The organism is Leuconostoc sp. DB-1 (assembly GCF_013414845.1).
GTDB lineage: Bacteria > Bacillota > Bacilli > Lactobacillales > Lactobacillaceae > Leuconostoc > Leuconostoc mesenteroides.
In genome coordinates, this window is record NZ_JABFNJ010000001.1 from 587,158 (window position 1) to 610,620 (window position 23,463).

24 protein-coding genes and 1 pseudogene are annotated in these 23,463 nt (G+C 35.9%); 19 read left to right on the forward strand and 6 right to left on the reverse strand.

From position 1 onward, the window contains the following. Positions 1-3: 3 nt before the first annotated feature. Both HFP47_RS02750 and HFP47_RS02755 read right to left on the reverse strand, forming a co-directional pair. Positions 4-1,182 carry an MFS transporter gene (locus tag HFP47_RS02750; protein ID WP_179875993.1) on the reverse strand — a complete coding sequence of 393 codons (1,179 nt, stop codon included), beginning with the start codon at positions 1,180-1,182 and terminating at the stop codon, positions 4-6. 31 nt (positions 1,183-1,213) lie between these two features. After that, on the reverse strand, positions 1,214-2,884 hold the full coding sequence (locus HFP47_RS02755) for an alpha-glucosidase (RefSeq protein ID WP_150289451.1): 1,671 nt from the start codon (positions 2,882-2,884) through the stop codon (positions 1,214-1,216). Positions 2,885-3,096: 212 nt separating this feature from the next. Here HFP47_RS02755 and HFP47_RS02760 point away from each other — a divergent pair, with 212 nt between their 5' ends. Then, entirely contained in the window at positions 3,097-4,077 is a 981-nt protein-coding gene (locus HFP47_RS02760; protein ID WP_014324579.1) for a LacI family DNA-binding transcriptional regulator, read from the forward strand. Positions 4,078-4,176: 99 nt separating this feature from the next. Here HFP47_RS02760 and HFP47_RS02765 read toward each other — a convergent pair whose 3' ends face one another. Continuing rightward, positions 4,177-4,872, reverse strand: a complete 696-nt coding sequence (locus tag HFP47_RS02765) for a hypothetical protein (protein WP_060461337.1) — start codon at positions 4,870-4,872, stop codon at positions 4,177-4,179. Between the two features lie 240 nt (positions 4,873-5,112). Here HFP47_RS02765 and HFP47_RS02770 point away from each other — a divergent pair, with 240 nt between their 5' ends. The 9 genes from HFP47_RS02770 (at position 5,113) to HFP47_RS02800 (ending at position 11,070) form a co-directional block, all read left to right on the forward strand. Then, positions 5,113-5,394 carry a hypothetical protein gene (locus HFP47_RS02770; RefSeq protein ID WP_179875994.1) on the forward strand — a complete coding sequence of 94 codons (282 nt, stop codon included), beginning with the start codon at positions 5,113-5,115 and terminating at the stop codon, positions 5,392-5,394. A gap of 17 nt (positions 5,395-5,411) precedes the next feature. Then, on the forward strand, positions 5,412-5,783 hold the full coding sequence (locus HFP47_RS02775; protein ID WP_060461339.1) for a hypothetical protein: 372 nt from the start codon (positions 5,412-5,414) through the stop codon (positions 5,781-5,783). Between the two features lie 141 nt (positions 5,784-5,924). Beyond that, positions 5,925-6,515: a type 1 glutamine amidotransferase family protein gene (locus HFP47_RS02780; RefSeq protein ID WP_060461340.1), complete on the forward strand. Its 591-nt coding sequence runs from the start codon at positions 5,925-5,927 to the stop codon at positions 6,513-6,515. A 65-nt stretch (positions 6,516-6,580) separates the two neighbouring features. After that, positions 6,581-6,844 (forward strand): response regulator, encoded by a 264-nt coding sequence (locus tag HFP47_RS10520; RefSeq protein ID WP_257229687.1) that lies wholly within the window; start codon positions 6,581-6,583, stop codon positions 6,842-6,844. Then, positions 6,841-7,257, forward strand: a complete 417-nt coding sequence (locus HFP47_RS10525; protein WP_257229688.1) for a response regulator transcription factor — start codon at positions 6,841-6,843, stop codon at positions 7,255-7,257. The genes HFP47_RS10520 and HFP47_RS10525 overlap by 4 nt, the downstream gene beginning before the upstream one ends. 97 nt (positions 7,258-7,354) lie before the next feature. Continuing rightward, positions 7,355-8,245: a sensor histidine kinase gene (locus HFP47_RS02790; protein WP_223319749.1), complete on the forward strand. Its 891-nt coding sequence runs from the start codon at positions 7,355-7,357 to the stop codon at positions 8,243-8,245. Between the two features lie 101 nt (positions 8,246-8,346). Next, entirely contained in the window at positions 8,347-9,102 is a 756-nt protein-coding gene (locus HFP47_RS02795) for an ABC transporter ATP-binding protein (RefSeq protein ID WP_060461342.1), read from the forward strand. A gap of 1 nt (position 9,103) precedes the next feature. Next, entirely contained in the window at positions 9,104-9,493 is a 390-nt protein-coding gene (locus HFP47_RS10530; protein ID WP_257229689.1) for a hypothetical protein, read from the forward strand. A gap of 233 nt (positions 9,494-9,726) precedes the next feature. After that, positions 9,727-11,070, forward strand: coding sequence for an FtsX-like permease family protein (locus tag HFP47_RS02800; protein ID WP_257229690.1), 1,344 nt, complete (start codon positions 9,727-9,729; stop codon positions 11,068-11,070). A gap of 80 nt (positions 11,071-11,150) precedes the next feature. Here HFP47_RS02800 and HFP47_RS10535 read toward each other — a convergent pair whose 3' ends face one another. Both HFP47_RS10535 and HFP47_RS10540 read right to left on the reverse strand, forming a co-directional pair. Beyond that, entirely contained in the window at positions 11,151-11,762 is a 612-nt protein-coding gene (locus HFP47_RS10535) for a LysR family transcriptional regulator substrate-binding protein (protein WP_373562332.1), read from the reverse strand. Beyond that, positions 11,705-12,064: a LysR family transcriptional regulator gene (locus HFP47_RS10540; protein ID WP_257229691.1), complete on the reverse strand. Its 360-nt coding sequence runs from the start codon at positions 12,062-12,064 to the stop codon at positions 11,705-11,707. The genes HFP47_RS10535 and HFP47_RS10540 overlap by 58 nt, the downstream gene beginning before the upstream one ends. 123 nt (positions 12,065-12,187) lie before the next feature. On the opposite strand from HFP47_RS10540, the gene HFP47_RS02810 reads away from it, so the two are divergent. The 5 genes from HFP47_RS02810 to HFP47_RS02830 all read left to right on the forward strand — a co-directional run bounded on the left by HFP47_RS02810 (position 12,188) and on the right by HFP47_RS02830 (position 16,276). Continuing rightward, on the forward strand, positions 12,188-13,525 hold the full coding sequence (locus HFP47_RS02810; protein WP_179875995.1) for an aspartate aminotransferase family protein: 1,338 nt from the start codon (positions 12,188-12,190) through the stop codon (positions 13,523-13,525). Positions 13,526-13,564: 39 nt separating this feature from the next. Continuing rightward, positions 13,565-14,068 (forward strand): serine O-acetyltransferase, encoded by a 504-nt coding sequence (gene cysE / locus HFP47_RS02815; RefSeq protein WP_011679613.1) that lies wholly within the window; start codon positions 13,565-13,567, stop codon positions 14,066-14,068. A 69-nt stretch (positions 14,069-14,137) separates the two neighbouring features. Further along, a complete protein-coding gene (locus tag HFP47_RS02820) occupies positions 14,138-14,683 on the forward strand; it encodes a GNAT family N-acetyltransferase (RefSeq protein WP_179875996.1) in 546 nt (181 codons plus the stop codon). A 91-nt stretch (positions 14,684-14,774) separates the two neighbouring features. Further along, positions 14,775-15,683, forward strand: coding sequence for an aldo/keto reductase (locus tag HFP47_RS02825; RefSeq protein ID WP_179875997.1), 909 nt, complete (start codon positions 14,775-14,777; stop codon positions 15,681-15,683). A gap of 92 nt (positions 15,684-15,775) precedes the next feature. After that, positions 15,776-16,276, forward strand: coding sequence for an NUDIX hydrolase (locus HFP47_RS02830; protein ID WP_010294717.1), 501 nt, complete (start codon positions 15,776-15,778; stop codon positions 16,274-16,276). A gap of 33 nt (positions 16,277-16,309) precedes the next feature. Here HFP47_RS02830 and HFP47_RS02835 read toward each other — a convergent pair whose 3' ends face one another. After that, complete coding sequence (locus HFP47_RS02835; RefSeq protein ID WP_011679616.1) at positions 16,310-17,206, reverse strand: AraC family transcriptional regulator; 897 nt, start codon at positions 17,204-17,206, stop codon at positions 16,310-16,312. A 123-nt stretch (positions 17,207-17,329) separates the two neighbouring features. Here HFP47_RS02835 and HFP47_RS02840 point away from each other — a divergent pair, with 123 nt between their 5' ends. The 4 genes and pseudogenes from HFP47_RS02840 (at position 17,330) to HFP47_RS02855 (ending at position 23,462) form a co-directional block, all read left to right on the forward strand. Continuing rightward, positions 17,330-19,351 carry a beta-galactosidase gene (locus HFP47_RS02840; protein WP_179875998.1) on the forward strand — a complete coding sequence of 674 codons (2,022 nt, stop codon included), beginning with the start codon at positions 17,330-17,332 and terminating at the stop codon, positions 19,349-19,351. Positions 19,352-19,353: 2 nt separating this feature from the next. Continuing rightward, the gene (locus HFP47_RS02845; protein ID WP_025268004.1) at positions 19,354-20,604 is read left to right on the forward strand and encodes an MFS transporter; all 1,251 of its coding nucleotides are present in this window, start codon (positions 19,354-19,356) and stop codon (positions 20,602-20,604) included. 15 nt (positions 20,605-20,619) lie between these two features. After that, a complete protein-coding gene (locus HFP47_RS02850) occupies positions 20,620-21,768 on the forward strand; it encodes a glycoside hydrolase family 5 protein (protein WP_115231070.1) in 1,149 nt (382 codons plus the stop codon). Positions 21,769-21,804: 36 nt separating this feature from the next. After that, positions 21,805-23,462, forward strand: a pseudogene (locus HFP47_RS02855) (glycoside hydrolase family 43 protein). Position 23,463 lies beyond the last annotated feature (1 nt).

The following is a 23,463-nucleotide window of genomic DNA, read 5'->3' on the forward strand; positions in this document are numbered from 1 at the left end:
TCATTAATTCATAATATTTTGATGTACTTTTTTCTGGAAAAAGGTTTGGTAAATCAATACAATCATTGTCAGAATGATTAACAACCAGAATGCTGTTAAGAATGGGCCAGCATGTGTCGTTAATGAGTTCATTTTTCCTAATTCGCTTAAGAACAAGGGGGTTGAGAAAGACCCAAGATTTGCGCCAATTAATAGAGTTGAGTTAGCCAATGTTTCTGATCCTTTTGGTGCTATAACACTGACTAGCGAGAAAATATAAGATCCTACAAGTGGATATGACATACCGCAAACAACAGCACCAAGTGTGACACCAAAAACGCTATGAAAACTAACCATAATTAATGAACCGAGCGCCATAAATAAAATGCCTAATGGTAAAATAAATTTTTTAACAAAACGATAAATACGTCCGAAAAGTATGCCCATTACCATGCCCATCAGTGTATTAGCTGAAATAATCAAACTTGAAACGGCGCTTGATTTTGAAAGATCAGTGACTATAATATTTGGAACCTGAATAATAACTGCTGTAGTACAAGCAACCATGAACGCTAATAATACTGTCATAATGAGGACAGGTAAGTTAATACGCTGTTTATTATTATCGCTACCTTGTGGGATAGGTGGTTCTGGCACTACTTTTAAAAAGAAGGCTAGTAGTGGGAAAGCCAAAAGATAGATTAAAAATGAAGCATGCCAGTTAATTAGCACGAGTAAGCCAACGACAATGTTTAAAATTGAAACACCAATTTGTTCCGTAGCAGAACGAAAACCAAGCATTTGAGAACGCGTAGGGTCTTCGTAAAATAAATCAATGATAGTGATGGCAAGTGAATTAAACAGGCCAATACCACACCCCACGATTAACCTTGAAATTAAAATTAAGATAAAACTATGGGAGAAAAATGGAAATACACCGGCTACGCCCGTTAAAATCAATCCAATTGTAATCGTCCTCTTAATACCAAGCTTTTTGGAAATGATACCAGAGAGAAGTAATGTTATCATAACTGAAAATTGCTGTATGGTAGCAATCATATCAATTTGTGATACGGAAATATTTGGGAAACTCTTCGCCATTTCAGGTAATGCAGAGGAAATGGCTGTACCTGTTGTGATCATAACAGATACGGATAAAACAGCTAGAACAAAAATTTTAGAATGAGGATTTTTTTGATTCAAAATAGCACCTTCTTTTTGTCAGAAATTTTGATTATTTCGTCAAAAGATAAACTTTGCTTTCATATGGGCGTAAGGTTGTTCCCTGATCATCTAAATAGTTATTGATTAACAATTCTGAGAACTTCGTTTGTCCATAGTCACGGGTGACTACTTTGTCAGTGAAGTTGCTCAAAACAAGAACAGACTGTTCTTTATAGTGACGAAGGTATGCGTATACCTGGTTGTCTTCAGAATCAATCGCTTCAAACGTTCCATATCTAACAATCTCTGAATCATGACGAAGTTGTATTAGCTTCTGGTAATGATAGTAAACGGAGTCGTTATCAGATAAAACATTTTCGGCATTGATTGCTGTGTAATTTTTGTTTGGTGCATACCAAGGTGTCACATTTGAAAATCCGGCATTTTGTTGGTTATTCCATTGCATAGGGGTTCTCGCATTATCACGTGACATATTAGCTAAATACTTTAGCATTGTTGCGCTGTCAACAATCTTTTGCTCATCAACAAACTCGTGATAAAAGTTGACTGACTCAATATCTTCATATTGTTCCAAACTCTCAAAATGACCGTTAGTCATACCTAGCTCTTCACCTTGATAAACGTAGGGTGTTCCTTGCATCATATGCAAGGTAGTTGCTAACATTTTAGCAGATAATACTCTGAATTCAGGTTGATCATTTCCAAATCGAGAAACTGCACGTGGCTGGTCATGATTATTCCAATAGAGACTATTCCATCCCTTGCCATCTAATCCAATTTGCCAACGATTTAAGGAAGCTTTCAACTCCACTAGGTTAATAGGTTCGTCATTCCATTTACCCAGTCGTACGTCCGGATTTGGGCTGAGGGAAACATGTTCGAATTGGAAGACCATGTTCAATTCATGACTATCTAATCCAGTATATTTAATCGCATCTTCAGGGGTTGAGCTAGGCATTTCACCAACAGTAATTGTGTCGTATTTGGACAGTACTTCGTCGTTCATTTGGCGTAAAAATTCGTTAAGTCGGTGACCATCTGCTACAAAATCCATTGTTGTTCCTGCAGTTACTGGTTCTGTGACATCAGGCAAGCCTTCAGGTTTAGAAATTAAATTGATTACATCCATTCGAAATCCATCAACACCTTTATCCAACCAAAAGCGTTCAATATCGAAAACTGCCTCGCGAACTTCAAGATTTTCCCAATTGAGATCTGGTTGTCCTTCAGCAAACATGTGTAGATAGTATTGCTTTCGTTCAGGAACATAAGTCCAAGCAGAACCGCCAAATGCTGCAAGCCAATTGTTTGGTTCATGTCCGTCTACTGGATCCCGCCAAATATAATAATTGGCGTACTCGTTAGTTTGATTCTTGCAACTTTCTTTAAACCAAACATGTTGATCTGACGTATGATTAACAACCAAATCCATCATAATTTTAAGATCTAGGCGATGTGCTTGTTGAAGTAAATCTTCAAAATCCTGCATTGTGCCATAATTTGGGTTAATATTGCGATAATCAGCAATATCGTAGCCGTTGTCTTTATTTGGAGAGACATAAATAGGATTTAACCAGATGACATCAGCACCCAAGTTATGGATATACTGCAATCGTTGAGTGATACCAGCAAGGTCACCAATACCATCGTTATTACTGTCTTGAAAACTCATAGGATATATTTGATATACTACTGAGTCCTTAAACCATTGTTTTGTCATTGTTTGATTCTCCTTTTTATTTTGTACTCATAGATTACCACTTTGCGTAAACGTTTACAATTCATTTATACCAGTACAGTAAACGTTTACTTAGTGTAATAATTGATTTAATCATAAGGGCACGACAAAAATAAGAATTTATTTAATTTATACGATGGAGTAGTGTTGGGATATAATAAAATGAGGTAGTAAGTTAGAAAACGGGGTTAATGATGTCAGTTACAATTAAAGATGTTGCTAAAAATGCAAATGTTTCAATCGCAACTGTTTCCAGAGTGTTAGCGGGTAAAAAAGAGGCCTACTCTCTAGCAACTGAAAAAAGAGTTCATAAAGCAATTCAAGAATTGGGCTACAAAAAAAATAAAGCCGCAGTAGAATTGGTGACCATGAAAAGCAATGTTATTGCAATTTTGGTATCAACGCCCAAAACAAATTTTGCGATGAAAATCATTGAAAGTATTCAAAAAAATGCCTATAAGAAGGATTTGAGTGTGATAATTTTATTTGTGGGTGATAATGATGAAGAGACGCAAATTAAAGCACTTAATACTGTTATTGAGCGACCGGTCAAGGGCATATTATTAATTTCCGTAGAATTATGTGGTGATGCTATCAATCTACTAAAGAATAGTGGCATTTCGAATGTATTTGTTTCAACTGCAATGAGTAAAGAATCAAAGTTTGTGTCTTCAGATGATTTTAAAATAGGATATGAAGCAACCAAGTTTTTGATTCACAAAGGGCACAAAAAAATTGGTTTATCAAGTTTGGAAGTGGATAAATTTATAGGTCAGCAACGAGTAGCCGGCTATTTGTCAGCTCTGAAGGACCATCATATTCCTCAAAATGATGATTGGATTTTTGATGGCGATTACTCATATGAAAGTGGTGTAGCATCAATGCAATATTATGCATCACAAACGGATATAACAGCAGTTATTGGCGCGAGCGACTTGGCAGCAATAGGCATTATTAATACAGCTCAAAAATTAGATATTAATGTACCAGATCAACTAGCAGTGATCAGCATTGACGGCACCTATTTAGTTGATATTGTTAGCCCTCGTATCACGAGCGTCACACAGTCATTCTATAATATGGGAGAAACTGCTTTAAAAATGTTGTTTAGTAAAGGCAATGAGTCCAGTCACATTTATACCTCTTTTCAGATAGACGAACGTGAGAGTAGTTGAATAAAATGAGAATGATTTCAGAATATATTTGTACTAAAAAGACCCCTATACATTCATCATGTGATGTGTGCATGGCGGTCTTTTTACAGTTGCAGTCATTTAGCGCGAAATGGACTTTATATGGGCTCGAAGTGTTATCACCAAACCAACAATAATTAAAAAAATACCAATTGCCGCACCAAACAATCCTGTTGATGACGAAGCACTAGGTGAATTTTCATAGGACAATAGTGCATATTGTGTCATCACAATGGCAACTAATCCATCAGCTAAATTTAATGATTTTAAATAAGTAATAATTGGACTACGAAAATGACGAGCTTTAATCCAGCCAACGACGGATGTCACAATTTTAGTGAAGCCAATTAGTGCAATTAGCAACACAATACTCTGATTATATCGTTGTGGTTCGTTTACGATATACATATAAATCGATAATGTAACAAGAGCCATGCCCAGTAAACCGTATAAGATACCACCTTCTCGCAAGTATCTAATTTCAATTTTTTCTCGCTCTAAGGGATTTATGTTTGAAACTCTAATTTGACGATATCGCCACAAAAAGTATGATCGAATAGCCAGTAAAATAATATAATAGCCCCCAAATATTAAAAACCATAAAGATAAAAAGAATATACCAATAGTTAATTTGATAAGCGCAAATACCAAATTAGATATTGTGCTTGCGGCATTATATAGAACTACACGATCAGATTTTTCTGAAATGTGATGTCTTAAGTTGTGATGATCAATGATGTCATTAAATTTTGTCGTTATTTTTTTGATGAGCTGCATATGATTATCTTTCGTGGAATGATATATGGCGTCCAGTTAATCAGTTAAAGAATTCAATTCTCATTGTATCAAAAATTTGCTGATAAAACGCAGTAACGCTTAAGATTAACAAATTGTAAACAAAAGTATCGATGTTTTGATTAATAAAACGTCATTAACAAAACCGAAACAAAACCTTAGCAATTTATAAACAAAGTAATTAGATAATTAATTCAATCAAAAGGATAAAGGAGATAAGAGATGGCAATTGTATTAAATATCATTATCGGAGTTGTGACAGGGTTAGGTGTCGCATTTTTGGGAAATGTGGTGAAACAACCTGGTACAGTATTGAGGAAAAACATCACCCTTGGCACTGGTATTTTGTTAGGTAGCTTGGGTGCAGTTTCGGCTGATCAACTACTAAATTACGGACCTACACTGATGGAAACTAACTTTGTACCAGCCATTGCAGGCGGCATAGTGTTATCATTTGTCGGCGTATACGCAGGAAAACGATGGTTACATTTAGGCACAAACTAAAAGGATAGTGGAATCTAATGAAGAAAAATGACTTTATAATCTTGCTAGGGTGGATTAGTAGTGGCTTTCTATTCGCAATTGGGATGTGTATGGTTTTACTACCGGAATGGGGCGTAGAGTTACAAGGTGCAATTCTAGGTGGCGTTGGTATTATTAGTGCTCTATCTGTATTTTTGGCTAAACGTAAAATGGCAGGAAAAGCGTTATGGATTTGGAATACTAGAATCGTAGTAATCAGTTTGTTTGGTTTTGTTAGTGCGATCGTATTTGGATTAGGTATGGTAATGACAATGGTTTGGGGGATGATGACTTTGGGTATTATTCTAGGATTTGTTGGCGTACTGATGTTAGCTGCCTTGCTACCAATGGTTAAGGGATTTGAAGAATAAGGCTGAACTCAATTATTATTTTTAATATTAGAAAAGGCATTGTTGATTACATAACGATGCTTTTTTTGTGTCGATATGCGAACTTGTGTTCCCTTTTTCTATATGATAAGCTATTTAAATATTAAGAAAGAGGAATGATACATGAAAACAGCAGTGTTTCTTTTGTTAAACGAATATGCAGATTGGGAAGGTGCCTATCTATCAAGTCAATTAAATCAATTAACCGATTGGACAGTCAAAACTGCTTCCATTCAAAAAACTATACACTCCATTGGTGGTTTTCAGACTAAAGTAGACTACTCTATTAACGAGATTCCTCTAGAAACCGAGTTACTTGTTTTGATTGGTGGTAATTCATGGCATATCAACAGCCTTGAAATTACTAATCTAATCAAAAATCGTTTAGTCGCGGGGAAAACGGTGGCGGCCATTTGTGGTGCAGTTGATTTCTTGGCCAAAAATGGTTTATTGAATGATAAAAAGCATACTGGTAATTCAGTATATTTGTGGCAGAGTTATGAGCAATATACAAACTTGTCTAGATTCTTGGAAGAACAAGTTGTAGTAGATGAACCTTTAATTACTGCCAATGGAACAGCAACCTTAGAGTTTACAAATCAAGTTATGAAAACAGTTCACGCACTGCCAGTAGATCAAATTGATAAAACAACCAATCTGTACAAACTGGGATTTTACAAGTATTGTGACAAATTCGGTAATCCCTATGCTTAGCGAATGAGCTTGCATTTATTCATGATTTGGTTTACCTTCAAGTAAGTAAATAAAGGACACAAATTATGAAATATAAAATTTTTATAGTTGAGGATAATCAAGAAATCGTAAGCCTGCTGAAAAAAGGTTTGATTAGTTGGGGACTAAGTGCAGTTAGTTGTAAAGATTTTAATCAAGTTGAAGAGGAAATTACAATGCATTCACCACATTTAGTGTTGATGGATATTAATTTACCTTACTATAATGGCTTTTTTTGGACACAGAAAATACGTCAAAATAGCATGATACCGATAATTTTTTATCTAGTCGTGATGAAGAAAGTGATATGATTCTGGCCATGAATTTCGGCGCAGATGATTACATTACTAAGCCGTTTAACATAGATTTATTAATCGTAAAAATTAATGCATTGCTGAGACGCGAATATAGCTTCAGTGTAGAGAAAAAGCATTCTCAATTTCAAGGTTATACCTTGAATATTATTGATAATCAGTTAATATATGACAGTCGAGAGGTAGTTCTCTCCAAAAATGAAACAAAGCTATTGTATCTTTTATTTACTCATCCAAATCAACTTGTTACCAGAGAGGACATTATGGCTACTTTGTGGGATAACGAGATGTTTGTTGATAAGAATACGTTAGCGGTCACGCTAACGAGATTGCGTAACAAAGTAACAGAAATTGGATTTTCAAAGTATTTACAAACTGTCAAAGGTAAGGGGATTAAGCTTAGTGATTAAAAAAATATTTGGCTTAGCGTTGCAGTTTTTATCTGACTTTTGGTATCTGTACGCCTCATTTATGTTAACTTTTCTTTTGCTAATGTGGAGCGTGATTATGCGATCACTAAGTTTAGACTCGATGTTCGATGTCCTTTGGGGTGGTTGTTATATTTTAATTGTAATTACTTGTATTTTATTTTGGAAATGGTACCGAGCACACAAGGGACTGATTCAGTTGCTGTGCGAAGAAGAGGTACATACATTATCAAGCATTGCGACCTTGTCTAGTCACGAACGAATGTACCAACAATTAATTAAAAAGCAACAATTGCATCAAGAAAAAATGCAGGCACAGTTAAATGAAGATGCAAATGACATTCAAGATTACTATGCAATGTGGGCCCATCAAATTAAAGTACCGCTGTCCGTTTTAGATTTAATGAATCAAACTGGGACAATTGAAAAATATGAAACTAGTAATCAATTGTTAGTGATCAATCAGTATTTGGATATGATGTTGCAGTTTATTCGTTTAAAAAACTTCAATCAGGATATAGCGTACCAGGATATGAGTGTCCAAAAGTCTTTAAGATCGGTGATCAAAGATTATAAATATTGGTTCATCCATAAAGATTTAGCTGTTAGCATAAATGAATTTGATTTTTCTGTCGTTAGTGATGCCAAATGGCTTCGATTTGTATTTGAACAAGTTATATTTAATGCAATTAAATATACACCTCAGGGCAAAATAAATATTATTTGTCAAAATGACAATCAGGTCATTATTAAAGACACGGGCATTGGTATTGCGCAAAATGATTTACCAATGATTTTTAATCAAGGCTATACAGGATTTAATGGGCGCATTAATAGTAATGCGAGTGGCCTTGGTTTATACATGGTTAAAAGAATTTTAAATAATTTAGGTCACGATATAACCATTCAATCTGAAGTAAATGTTGGTACAACAGTCATAATTAATTTTCAACAAACTGTAATTAAATAAACCTTACAAAGTTGTAAGGTGTGGAGATGATATGTAAGGTTAATCATCTCTTTTTTAATTTAAAATAGAATTATGATAAACGATATAGGAGAATAAAATTCATGACACTACTTAAAGTTGAGCATTTGAAAAAAGAATATCAGAGTAAATTTAAAAATAATACAGTTGTTGCCTTGGCGAATGTCAGTTTTGAGGTAGAGAAGGGTGAGTTCATTGCAATCATGGGTGAGTCTGGTTCAGGTAAATCGACTTTGCTAAACTGCATTGCCACACTTGATCAACCAACAGCAGGAACTATTTCTTTAAATAATCAGAATTTCAAACATTTGTCAGATAAACAATTAGCTGCCTTTCGCCGAGATCACCTAGGATTTGTGTTCCAGGATTTTAATTTGCTTGATACAATGTCGGTTGCGGATAATATATATTTACCGCTTATACTAGCTAAAAATACAAATAATAAGGAGCAGAAACTGAGTAATCTTGCCAAACAGTTGGGATTACAAGATCTATTGAATAAGTATCCATATGAGTTATCTGGCGGACAAAAACAGCGAGTGGCTATTGGCAGAGCGTTGATCACCAATCCAGAAATTTTATTAGCTGATGAACCAACAGGAGCTTTAGATTCTAAGAATTCAGCTGATATTTTGTCAATATTTGAACAATATAATCAGCAAAATCAAACAATATTAATGGTTACGCATTCTGCTTTGGCCGCTAGTCATGCTCAAAGAGTTTTATTTATTAAAGATGGAAAAGTGTTCCATCAGACATACCGAGGGAATAAAACGGAGCAAGAAATGTTACTGACAATTAGTGATGCCATGACTAATTTATTAGGGGGGATTGATTAAAATGTTGTATTGGAAATTAGCTTGGCAATCAATTGTAAAAAACAGGTTAGAGTACTTACCATTTATGTTAGCAGGCAGTGCTGCTGTCACTTTGAACATGGTTATTCAGTTACTTATTTATTCAAAAGGGGTCAAAAAATTAGCAGCCAATGTATCTGTAATTGAAATGCTTACTTTTTCTCAAATCGTAATTGCTATTTTTTCTATTATTTTTCTGCTCTATACCTATAGTTTTCTAAGTAAACGAAAACAGTCAGAGTTTGGTCTTTTCAGCATTTTAGGGTTACAGAAAGTTGATCTGATTAAAATTAGCTGGAGACAACAATTTATTTCTTTTTGGCAGTTACTTTTTTTGGCCTCATTACTGGTGTTGTGTTCAGTAAAGTATTAATCTTACTATTTATGAAGCTCGTGGGTGGTACCGAATTCCAGCTAAACATCACAGCCGAGTCAATAGTATTTATTGTCGTATTTTTTATGATATGTTTTTTATTCTTGCTGATAACAGACATGTTTTCGATTTTTAAACTTAAAACCATATCTTTATTGCATGCAACTAAAAAGGGAGAATCAGAACCCAGAAGCCATTGGGTATTATTTGGCCTTGGACTAGTCCTGCTAACAATGGGATATTATATTTCTTTAACGGTTCATTCACCTTTAAAAGCAATTGGTCAATTCTTTATAGCTGTACTGTTAGTTGTTTGTGCGACATATATTCTGTTCATCGTAGCTTCGACGATTATTTTAAAAGTAATGAAACGAAATGGAAAGTATTACTACCAAGCAAATCATTTTATAACTGTGTCGAATATGTTATTTAGAATGAAGCAGAATGCAACAGGTCTGGCTAGCATTACGCTATTAACAACTATGTCGCTGGTTGTTATTGTTACAACAGTTTCAATGTTTGTTGGACAAGAAGACTACATCAATCAACAATTCCCGCGGGCTGTTATTTTGACAAGCTCATCTGACCGTAAAGTGCCCATTAAGTCTGTGAGAAAAGTTGCTAGTAATAATGGTATAAAAATAGACAAACCCTACAAATTAGAAATTAGTACTGCGATAGCTGGGGATTTAACGACTCAAGGGAAGCTACAACCTTTAACTGATGATTCCGTTGGGAGTGCCGACAATTTGTCTGAAATCCAGTTCATAACAGAAAAACAGTATAAATATATGGCCAATAATAGCTCAAACAAGTTAAAGGCTAATGAAATATATGTCTATGATAGACAAGGAACATTCAATGGGGGCAATATCACTTTTTTGGATAAAAACTACCATGTGAAAAGCGTGTTGAAAAAGATTAAAGGGATTCCTAGCGTTCAGTCTAATATGACACATTCATTGATAGTAGTTGTGCCTTCTAAGAGTGTTACAAGTGCTCTAGGAAACGAGTTTAATGATTTAGGTGATACGAAACAGAATATTACTTATAAGAACCAGTTATTATTCAATGTCACAGGTACTGAGCAGCAAAGAGAAAAATTCTTAAAAGAGGTATCTCAAACATACAATATTACGAGTGAAGATAGATTTTCAACAATATCTGTATTAAAAGAATTTTATGGTGGCTTTTTCTTTATTGGTTTAGTATTCTCAGTTAGTTTTATTATGGCAACTGGTTTGATTATTTATTATAAGCAAATATCTGAGGGACGTTCTGACCAAAAGCAATTCGATATTTTGCAAAAAATAGGCATGTCCAGTCAAGAAGTTAAGCGAACGATTCGTTCACAAATCATTTGGATATTTGGTCTGCCTGTGGTTGTCGCGATTATGCACTTATGTTTTGCGATGCCAATGATTCATAAAATTCTGCAATTGTTTGGTATAATTATTGGTCCAGTAGTTTATCTGACCACTGTACTAACAGTGATCTCGATAGTCTTAATTTATTACTTAATCTATCTGAAAACATCGAAAACATATTATCAGCAGGTTTCAAGAAAAATATCTTAGAAGTGTGTTAGAAAAAATAAAAAAGCGATTTCAATCACTGAAGTCGCTTTTAAAATTTGGAAAAATTAAACTTATAAAAATCAATTAAAGTTTTTTAAAACTGCAGTTGCTTGATCGGTAATCATTTGCGACACGATTTTAATTGCAGGAATTCTTTTTTGTGGCTTACGTTCTAAAAGGTAGATTTGTCTCTTGCTTTTAATATCGAAATCATGAATAAAAATTCCATTCATATCAGTACCCGCAGTAAGTGCTAAGGAAGGCAAAATGGAGATACCGAGTTGTGATTTCACTAAGCTTTTTATAGCATCATAACTGTGAATTTCACTAACGACATCAGGGTCAAATAAATTTTCTCGGCACATTTGGATGATATGATTGGATAAATATGTATTCTTGGGTTCTATGATCCACTTTTTTGATGCTAAGTCTGAAAAGTGCTTAATTGGGAAAATACTTTTATCGTCTTTACTTGAGACTACTAATAATTTATCTTCGCCAATATTGGTCGATATGATGTCTGAATTGGGAAAAGTGACCTTTTTTTCAAAATAACCGGTTAAAACAATATCAAATTTGTGTGACCGAAGTCCTAATAAGCTTTGGTCGGGTTCTTCTTCATATATTCTGCATTCTATACTTGGAAAAGTTTGATTAATCTTTTTATGACAGGAATAAGTATAGAATTTAATGCGCTGGTGAAAGTTGCAATTCTAACAATGCCAGTAATTTCACTTTGTCGTGTTTTAAAATCATTTTCGATCGTTTCTAATTCTGATAAAACTGGCTGGGCTCTCTCCACTAGTTCTTGTCCAGTTTGGTTCAGATAAACTTTCCGTCCTTGTTTTTCAATCAGCGTTAATTCTAAATCGTCTTCAAGGTCTTTTAATTGCTGTGATATTGTTGCAGGACTAACAAATAAAGCCTCAGCAACTCGATTCATTGTTCCTAGTTCGGCTAGGTGGGTTAAAATTTGCAGTTGCCAAATATTCATTCATATTACCTCAATCATTTAGAAAAACTGAACTATATCGTCAGATACTTTATCTTTTCATTAATTTTATATTGCTTTAAAATTAATTTCAAGTTAACTATTAATTGAAAGAGGTATCTGAATATGATAGAAGCATTTGAAAAATCACAGGAACCGTGGGCTGATGTAGAAAAATATGTTGGTCGGTACGCTGGAATGGATTTTAGTCCCGATATTATTGATCACGCAAAAGGAACCTACTTGTTTACAGAATCAGGTGAAAAAATACTTGATTTTACATCAGGGCAGATGAGTTCTACATTAGGACATTCAAATCCGGAAATTGTTACGACTTTACAGCAAACCGTACAACGATTGGATCATTTATATAGCGGAATGCTTTCGCGACCTAATATTAATTTGTCTAAAAACATTGCCAGTAAAACAGGGGGAAATTTAAAAAAAGTTATTCCGTTGTCGACTGGGTCGGAAGTTAATGAAGCCGCTTTGAGAATGGCTAAATTGGTCACAGGAAAATTTGAGGTTGTCTCTTTTAATAAATCATGGCACGGTGTGACGCAGGCTAGCGCTGGTGCTACCTATGCCTCAGCTAGAAAATCAGGGGCACCAACGTCTCCAGGTCAACTTTCAATTCCAACGCCGTATACATACCGTCCCAGTTTTTTCAATTCAGAAGGAGAATACGATTGGCACAAAGAACTAGATTATGGATTTGAAATGGTTGATGCACAATCGGTTGGTAGCCTAGCGGCTTGCATTGTGGAACCAATTGTATCGGGTGGTGGTATTCTGGTGCCCCCAAAAGGATACTTGGCAGCACTAAAAGAAAAATGTCGCGAACGTGGTATGCTACTGATATTTGATGAAGCGCAAACTAGCTTAGGTAGAACTGGTGAATGGTTTGCATATCAGTACGATGACGTTGAACCTGATATTTTGACTTTATCAAAAACATTGGGTTCGGGTCTACCCTTGGCAGCATTAGTTACGACGGATAAAATTGAAAAAAAGGCTCATGAAAAAGGATTTCTTTTTTATACATCGCACGTAAACGATCCCTTGGTAGCAGCTGTTGGTTGCACAGTTATGAATATTATTGAACGTGATAATTTATGCCAAGTAACCAAGGAAAAAGGAAATTATTTACATGACGGATTGCAGAAACTAGTCGATGAATATGATATTGTTGGGGATGCTCGCGGTCGTGGGCTTCTGCAAGGATTAGAAATTATAAAAAGTAAAGGCAATAAAGAAAGATCTGAATTTATTGGTGATGAAATTACAAAACGCTGTTATAAACTAGGGCTTCATATGAATATTGTTAATCTGCCAGGGATGGGTGGTGTGTTCAGGATAGCTCCACCATTAACTGTTAGTTATGAGGAATTAGATAGCGGTCTGGCAATACTAGAACAGTCTATTAAATCTGTTCAAAATGATATTAACCTTGGTAATTTATAGAATACTCAAAGGAGAATAATTATTTTTGAAAATATTAAAATGATCAGAAATTACGATCCCGCCATTTCTTCTAATTTGCAAATTATTTTAACTTATTCTGGTTTGCATGCCGTTTGGTTTTATCGCATTAGTCATCAGTTGTGGCAACTCAATTTGAAGCTTCTTGCGCATCTATGTTCGCAATGGGGACGTTTAATCACGGGAGTCGAGATACATCCTGGCGCGCAAATTGGGAGACGTCTGTTAATTGACCACGGTTCTGGAACTGTGATTGGTGAAACAGCAATTATTGGTGATGATGTTATTTTATATCATGGTGTAACTCTAGGCAGCACCCATCATGCACTTGGAGATACAAGTCGCCGGCACCCAAAAATCGGCAATCACACATTGATTGGTGCCCATGCTACTATTTTGGGAAATATTACAATTGGAAATCATGTGAAGATTGGAGCTGCAACAGTGGTCTTACATGATGTTCCAAGCCACGTGACTATCGTTGGTAATCCTGCGCATATATTGCACAAAAATCCGAATATCTAATAAAAATAATGTAATATTATCATAATTGTGTTAGAATTTATGATATTCTAAACGTTATGAGGGAAAATTATGAGTGTTTACTTTAAAAGTACGATAGAGAATAATCTTGCTATCGCGGTGACCGAACTAAGCCATGCCGATGAAATATTTGAGTTACTCTATAATGATCAAGAAAACATCGGTCAATTTCTTGGGTTTGTGGCATTAACAAAAACAAAAGAAGACGAAGTTAATTATATAAAGAAAAAAATGCATGGTATCGCAGATGGTACTGATGCCTTGTTTTCAATTATTCGAGATAATCATATTGTGGGTGTAATTGATCTTCATTATATTGATTCAGAGAACAAAAAAGCAGAGATAGGATATTGGCTACATTCAAAATTCCAGCATCAGGGTATCATGACCAAGTCTGTCCGTAAGATTTGTGAGTATGCTTTTGAAAATATTGGTTTGAATAAGTTATCATTGTTTGCCGATGTAGAGAATATTGGCAGTAATGCAGTTGCCAAACACGCAGGTTTTTCATATTTGGCAACTCATCCGGATTACTATGTTCATCGTGGTCAATTGCGCGATATGAATGAGTATTATCTGCTCAAACGAGAATTTTAAATGTAACAATTAAGCATGAAAACAGTATTGTTGATTAACCTGCTATATAATTAAGCTAATTAATAGTTAGTTGAATGTAGAGAGGAGAATCATGTCACATAATCAAAAAGAAAGTAATAAGGCTTTGAAATTGGGCATTGGCACCAACAAAGTGGGCGGTCATAATTTATTCGAGGGCCTACAAGATGAAGACGGCTTTGATATAGTTCGGGAAGCATTAGATTCTAAGGTCCAAATGATTGATACGGCTTATATGTATGGTCTTGGTCGCTCAGAAGAAATCATTGGGGAAGTTCTTAAAAAGTACCCCCGCTCAAGCTTTAAAATTGCTACTAAAGCGGCACAAGATCCAGACAATGATTTAAAAATAAATAATACACCAACTTTTCTTAAAAAAGCAGTTGATGATGCCTTGGCAAGACTTCAGACGGACTATATTGATATTTTCTATATTCATTTTCCTGATGAAAACACGCCCAAAGATGAAGCAGTTGCTGCTTTAAATGATTTGAAGAAATCTGGGAAAATTCGTGCAGTCGGTGTGTCAAACTTCAGTTTAGAACAAATTAAAGAAGCTAATAAAAATGGTCAAGTAGACTATGTAGAAGATGCATATAGTTTAGTGCACCGCGAAGCGGAAAATAAATTATGGCCATACTTGCAAGAAAACCATATTGGTTTTGTGCCATATTTTCCATTGGCTTCTGGATTGTTAACAGGAAAGTACAGCTTGGCGGATGCTGATAAGTTTGATCAGTTTACAAAAGAGCAATTTGAAACAATTATCTCTGCCTTAAAACTTGTTGAGAAAATATCGGAAAATCACAATGCTTCAATTTCGCAAACTATTCTGGCTTGGTATATTGCTAATCCCAGTATCAGTGCGGTTATTCCGGGGGCGCGTAATGCAAGCCAAGTGACCAATAACGTTGCTACATTAAACATTGACTTAACTGAAACAGAATATCAGCAAATTGACACTGCCTTTGAAAATTTTTAGGTAGTGTTGTACTATAAATTTATATGAAAAAGCAAGTCATATTACTGACTTGCTTTTTTACGCTATTCACACTTTAGAAAGAAGGAATGGATATGGAAAAATATCATCGTGCATTTGGCGTTTATGGCATTATTTATTCAAGCAGCAAAGGGATTGTTGTCATAAAAAAGAATGGTGGACCTTACATTAATCGTTTTGATTTGCCGGGTGGTAGTTTAGAAGATGGTGAAGAATTATCGCTTGCTATTAAACGTGAAATAGCAGAAGAAACAGGTTTGACGGTTCAGAAATATAGTCAGTTGGGAATTACTAGTTTTAAATATCCTTGGGATTATTTAAATTACCACTATAATCAACACATCGCTGTATTTTATGATGTTGAAAAGTTGTCTGGCAAAATTGAAGAGATAGCACCACAGTTTGATGGGCAAGATTCATTAGGCGCTGTTTTTATACCGCTTGAAAATATTAGTATTCGTAATGCTTCACCATTGGTTTTAAAAGCAAAGGAATACTTATTGAATAATCGTCGTTTTGAAGATGAAGATACGATATTTGATGAGTGGACCGTGTTGGAAAATGCTGTATTTTAAGAAAAGTACTGATTGTTAACAGTCAGTACTTTTTTATTGATGACTTTTACGATATTGATAGGGAGTATTTTCAGTCCATTTTTTAAATTGTCGTGAAAAATGAGCGGGATCTCGGTAACCCAGCGCTTCACTAATGTCAATCACACTCAAATCAGGCATTTGCAGTAACCGCTTGGCTTGGGCAATTTTTAATTTTGTTAAATATTGTCGTGGCGCGTATCCATAAATTTTTCTAAACACTTCTCCGCCATAACTTGGACTAATTTTTAAATCACTATAAATTTTGTCGATACTTAAGCGTGACGAATGATCGCTAACAATGAAATCTTCGTTAAAATAACTGTGGATATTTTTTTGCAAAGTAGTTCTTATACCATAAGCAATTGAACTGGCTATTTTAAGTTGTGAGGAGTTAAGTGGTGTGTGTTCTAATATTTCACTAGAAAATAATTGGAAAATAAAATCAGACAGTAACACGTGAAGTTTCAACTCGTCCTTAAAAGTGTACGCCATATTCTTATTTAGCACATCCCGTAATTTGTCCAAACTTTTTATAAGAGGGATATTTTTTAGTGAGCCGTTAGGAAAATTAAGGATACCCTGATTTATTAAATTTGTGACGAATCGTTCATCATCTAAATTGAAATGAAAATTAAAGTAGGTTGTATTTGTTAGACTTGTTGTTTCGTGCCATACATTGGGATATAAAACCATAATATCTCCAGATTCTAGGCGAATTGTATTATCAAAGGCCGTTACATTGATTGCGCCTTCGACAATGTAAAATACTTCAAATGCCAGATGACGTTCAGAAGGGTAGTGCCAGCCAGATTTGATATCTTGCTGATGACCGCCAAAGAAAGAGATGTTCCAATCTAATGCGGGTAATCGTATTGAGCCTTGGAGCTCTTTTTTTTCGAATGATTTCATTTGATAACCTCAAAAAGGGCTGTTTTATCATAAATAAAGCGCTTACATTTAAGATAATTATGCCCCATAATGAAAGCGTTATCAAGAGTTGTAATTTTATTCTAACACAAAGGAAGGAATAGTATGAACAAAAATAAGGAATTATTGTTTGGCGTTGCCTATTATTTTGAGTATTTGCCCTACGATCGTATTGATCAAGATATCAAAATGATGCAAGAAGCTAAAATTAATGTCGTCAGAATTGGAGAAAGTACTTGGAGTACCTACGAACCACAAGATGGTGTATTTGATTTTAGCAAACTGATTTATACGCTAAATAAAATGAGGGATGCAAAGATATCGGTTATTGTGGGCACGCCGACGTATGCATTTCCTACTTGGTTGGCTAGGAAGTTTCCTGAGGTGCTTGTTGAAAATAACGGGAACAGGTTACCTTATGGTGCCAGGCAGATAATGGATATTACCAGTCCGATTTATCGATATTATTCTGAGCGAATCATTCGTCATATGTTGCAGGAAACGGTTGATTACGAGAATATCATTGGCTATCAAGTCGATAATGAAACCAAGCACTATGGTACATCTGCAAGTCACGTACAGGCCGGTTTTGTTGAAGAAATTAAAGAAAAATTTTCTGGTGATCTTGATACATTCAATAAAGAGTTTGGTCTTGAATATTGGTCGAATCGTATTAACACATGGGAGGACTTTCCGAATGTAAACGGTACAATTAACGGCAGTTTAGCAGGTGAGTTTGCAAAATACCAACGTTCATTAGTGAAGGAATACTTAAGTTGGCAAGTTGACTTGGTCAATGAGTATAAAAAAGATTTTCAATTTGTAACACACAATTTTGATTTTGAATGGCGTGATTATTCGTATGGCATTCAACCAGATGTCAATCATTTTGAAGCAGCTGAACCGTTAGACTTTGTGGGAATTGACGTCTATCATCCCTCACAAAGTCAGCTTACAGGGACAGAAAATTCTTTTGCTGGCGATGTTGCGCGTTCAATTAAGCATCAAAATTATTTGGTGCTAGAAACGCAGGCACAAGCATTTAAAAGCTGGACACCATATCCAGGACAACTTTATCAACTTGCTTTTAACCATATCGCCAATGGCGCGAACATGATTGAATATTGGCACTGGCATTCTATCCATAATTCTTTCGAGACATATTGGAAAGGGTTACTGAGTCATGATTTTGAACCAAATCCAGTTTATGAAGAGGCTCAAAAAGTGGGACATGACTTTGAACGTTTGTCTGATAAGTTAGTCAACTTAAATCATGGAGCAGACGTAGCGTTTGTGGTAGATAACGAAAGTCTCACAGCAACATCTAGTGATTGGATAGAGTTTGCGATTGGAAAAGACGTAAACTACAATGATGTATTTCGAAGATTGTACGATACATTTTACAAATTAAATGTCCGAACCGATATTTTGAATCCAAAGACAATTAATTTGAGTGATTACGCATTAGTTGTCGTACCAATGTTATATGTCAGTGACGAAAATTTTTTGAAAGCGTTAAATCAGTACATTCATGACGGTGGCAATGTATTGTTCACGTTTAAAGACGGTGTGACTGATGAACATGTCAAAGTGCGGACTGATATACAACCAGCAATTATTCGAGAAGCAATTGGTGCGCATTATCACATGTTTGTCGACCCCAACGGTGAGACATTAGAAGATCAAACTGGCATATTTGAAGATACTGATTTGCACATCAGTGAGTGGGCTGAATTGCTCGAGAGTGACGGAGCAACAATTTTGGCCTCATATAATAATCATTGGAAAAAATTTGGTGCTATTACAGAAAACAAATATGGTAATGGTATGGCATGGTATTTAGGTGCTTGGCCAAGCCAGTCTGTTACGAATGCTCTAGTAAAGCATGTTATCAATCAATCAGGAATTTCCCAATCTGATTATGATGTAACTTTTCCAGTGATTGTTAAATCAGCAAAAAATGAGTACGGCGCGAACATTGATTTTCTGTTCAATTTTTCGGATACGAGTACAAGCCTTGCTACGCCTTTCTCAGGTATGGAGCTAATCAAACAAGAACACATGGCTCAAGGTAGTCAAGTGACATTGCAACCTTGGGATGTAAAAATTATAGAAAGAAGTAACTGATAATGGATAAGACAGTAGATGCTCAAATTAAATTGGGCAAAAAAGATGGATTTCGATTCACGATATCCTATTTCTTGTTCTCATTGTTGTGGATGGCTGGATTGGCAATTATAGCTGCAGTTCTTTTGCCACAACATTTGCGAAATGTGGTAGGAGCCGAAGGTTCCACAGCCGTGTTTGGTGTTTTAAACGCAGCAACCGCCATAACCTCATTATTATCAAACTTAATCGTTGGTAATTTATCAGATCGCACGCGTTCTCGCTTTGGCCAACGTACACCATGGATTGTTGCAGGTGGTGTTATCGGCGGTGTATCCTTGTTTGCTATCGGTCTGTTTCAAAATGTCTGGTTGATCGGTGTTAGTTACTGTATCAGTATGATTGGTTTAAATATGATGATTGCGCCAGCTATGGCGACTCTGTCAGATCGAGTTCCTGAAAACTTGCGTGCAACGACATCAGCCTTTTATTCAGCTGGTACTACCGTTGGAACGTCGCTTGGAACCTTGATTGGTGCCCGCTTTATTACGTTACAGACCCCAGGATTTATTACAGCCGGTATCCTAATGGGTATTGCAGGTATTGCGACAGTTATCGTTTGGCCACACGAGCGTTCTGCAAAGTCATTACCATCAGTTACAGGTGGCGTTAAGGAATTATTAGCTTCATTTCGTCCACCGCTTAAAGGCGCCCGTGATTTTTGGTTAGCCTTTACCGGTAGGTCATTATTAATTTTTTCATACTACATGATTTTGAATTATCAGTTATATATTTTGTTAAGTTATATTGGTCAAAGTGAAACAGCTGCTGCTGCGACTATTTCGGTCATGTCAATCGTGACAATGGTTGTCGGACTAGTTGGTTCACTAGTTTCAGGAAGTTTGTCAGACAAATTTGGCCGTCGAAAGCTGCCAGTAAATATTGCAACCTTGCTCATGTCAATTGGGTTTTTGTTACCATGGATTATGAAGTCACCATTCTCAATGATTCTGTTTGCAGGATTCTCAGGACTAGGTTATGCGGTGTATGGTGCGGTTGATCAAGCGTTGAATATAGATGTTTTGCCTAACAAGAATGAATCGGGTAAGGATTTAGGAATCTTAAACATGGCAACCACATTAGGCCAGACAGTTGGTCCAATTGTTACGAGTATTTTAGTTGGATTTGGTGGATATAATTTGGTATTTCCAACAGCTGTTGTTTTTTCTGCACTAGCTATGATATTTATCCAAATGATTAAGTCGACAAAGTAAAGGAGAATTTAGACAATGATTAAAGGTGTTAATTTAGGTGGATGGCTTGTTTTGGAAAAGTGGATGGCGCCACAATTATTTGATGGTGTGGAAGCAGAAGATGAGTATTATTTGCCACGTGACTTAAGTGAAACAGAATACAGAACGCGCATAAATATGCACCGGGCTAATTTTATTACGGAGGCTGATTTCTTAAACATCGCTAGTTTAGGAATTGACACGATACGTATTCCAGTTCCTTATTTTATCTTTGGTGATGTGCCACCATTTATTGGTGCTATCGATTATCTTGATAAAGCCTTTAGTTGGGCTGAAGCATATAACCTTAAAATTTTAATTGATTTGCATACAGTTCCTGGGAGTCAAAATGGTTTTGACAATGGTGGTATATCTGGCGTTCAGAACTGGGCACAACACTCAGACCAAGTAGATTTTGCTATTTCAGTTTTGCGTCGTTTGGCCGAACGCTATGGGCAAAGAGTTGGATTATATGGTATTGAAGTATTAAATGAACCTGCAACAGCCGAAATGTTTCAAACAATGCTTGATCGGTATAAGCCTCGTGATTCGGAGATGGCATTGGAAAACGCACCGATTACCTTTAAGTTTCTATACGAATTTTATAAGCAAGCATACATCAAATTACGAGAAGTACTACCGCTTGACAAGGTGGTTATGTTTCATGATGGGTTTGATATTTCAAAATGGGCGGACTTTTTTAAGAAAAATGAATTTGAGAATGTTGTATTAGATACCCACCAATACCTAATGATTGCTGAAATGAAGACAGGGGAGTTAACACTTGATTCGTATCATCAATACATGAATGAGATTGGGGATGCGATTGCTAAGGTTAGAGAATTCGTTCCAGTAGTGGTGGGTGAATGGACTTTGTTTAATTCTTTGGCCACAGGTTCAGACACCAAAGGTGGTGTTAGTCCTGTTCAACAGGTATTTGATCAAGAAGTAGAAATTGATCAAAACAATGCGCTGAGTATTTATCAAGATCTTTGGAACTTACAAATTGAGCAGTGGCAACGTGTCGATGGTTATTTTTTCTGGAGTTACAAAATTAATATTGACACAATTAATGATAAGGAATGGTTCGGCTGGGATTCTTGGTCACTCGAAAGGTCTGTCAACAAAAAATGGGCCAAGATTTAAACATACTGAGGCGATTAATTGAAAGAGAGTGATCATATGTTAAAAATAAAAAACCCGATTATTTCTGGAATGGCACCTGATCCATCCATCATTAGGGTAGAAAATAAATATTATATTGCTACTTCAACCTTTCATTGGACACCTGCAATTCAGCTATTTGAATCAACTGACTTAAAAAATTGGCAATTAATTGATCATGTTTTGAAAAAAGAAGAGATCTCTTTGAAGGGAACAAACACACCAGCAGGAATTTGGGCGCCACATCTATCCTATGATGCACACAAAAAACGTTATTGGATTGCTTATTCGCACATGTTAAACATGGCGGGTCGAGAATTTAATGCCGATTCGTATGCGCTTTGGTCGGAAAGTATTCACGGCCCTTGGTCAGAGCCAATTTACCTCACATCAATAGGCTTTGATCCATCTATTTTTCATGACGATGATGGCAAGAAATATATTGCTATCTTAGAATGGGAGTCAAGGCCAAATTATCAAGCGCCAGGTCATATTGTCATAGCTGAATTCAACTTTGAAAAGCAGAAAATTGTTGGTTCGTGGCATCGAGTGACTACCGGATTTACTTCAAGGGGTGCTGCTGAAGCACCAATAATTTACAAAAGAAATGGTTACTATTATCTTATGATTGCAGCTGGGGTACAGGATATGCCCACGGTGTCGAAATTGGCCGATCAAAAGACATATTTGGACCTTATGAATCACATCCTAGTGGCGAACCAATTATTACTTCCTCACCGGAACACCTTTTTTCCCTAGGAGATCCTGATGCTGGGCAATTTGAGATGTATAATCCAAATTCTAATATACAAAAGTCGGGCCACGGTTCTTTGGTGGAGACACCCAATGGTGAGTGGTACGTTGCCCATTTGATGTCACGCCCATTACCTGGTACGACATTAAATCCATTAGGACGAGAAACTGGTATCCAGAAAGTAAATTGGACGGCAGACGGTTGGTTACAAATGGCTGACGGCACAAATTTTGCTAAGGAAAATATCGATGGCCCACAACAAGAAGAAGCGACAATAAAGTATTCTGAAGATATCACGGAGTACTTTAATGAGCCTCATTATGACGAGCGATTTTTATCCCCGTATCGTTTTCAGAACAAAACATGGGTCAATCATTTGGGAAATACAAATTACTTAAGAATTTATGGCGGCGAGTCACTTTTCTCACAAATGAATCCAAGTATTTTAGCTACACGAGCTACATCGTTCACTTATTCTCTAGAAACTGAAGTGGAAATTCATCCAGATCATTATTCTGAATCAGCTGGAGCAGGGCTATATTATGATGCTAATAATTGGTTGTATGCAAATTTATACTGGTCAGAACCATTAAACGCGATAGCATTAGGTTTAACACAAGCAAAGTTGGGTGAGAAAAAAATTTATCAGTATGTTAAGGTGCCTATTTCAAATGGACACGTTCAAATAAAATTTGTCTATAATTTTGGTGAAGCGACAGTGTTTTATAGAATGTCTGCCGACGATGAATGGCTGATATTACTAAAAAATGTTGATGTTAATTATTTATCTGATGAAGGGGTTAATGGGGAAAAAGGTGAAATTGGAGGTTTCACGGGGCTCTTCAACTTCATAGCGGTCACTGATGCACATCAGCATGATGGTTACGGCGACTTTTCGTTCTATAAAGTGACGAGTCTTTGAT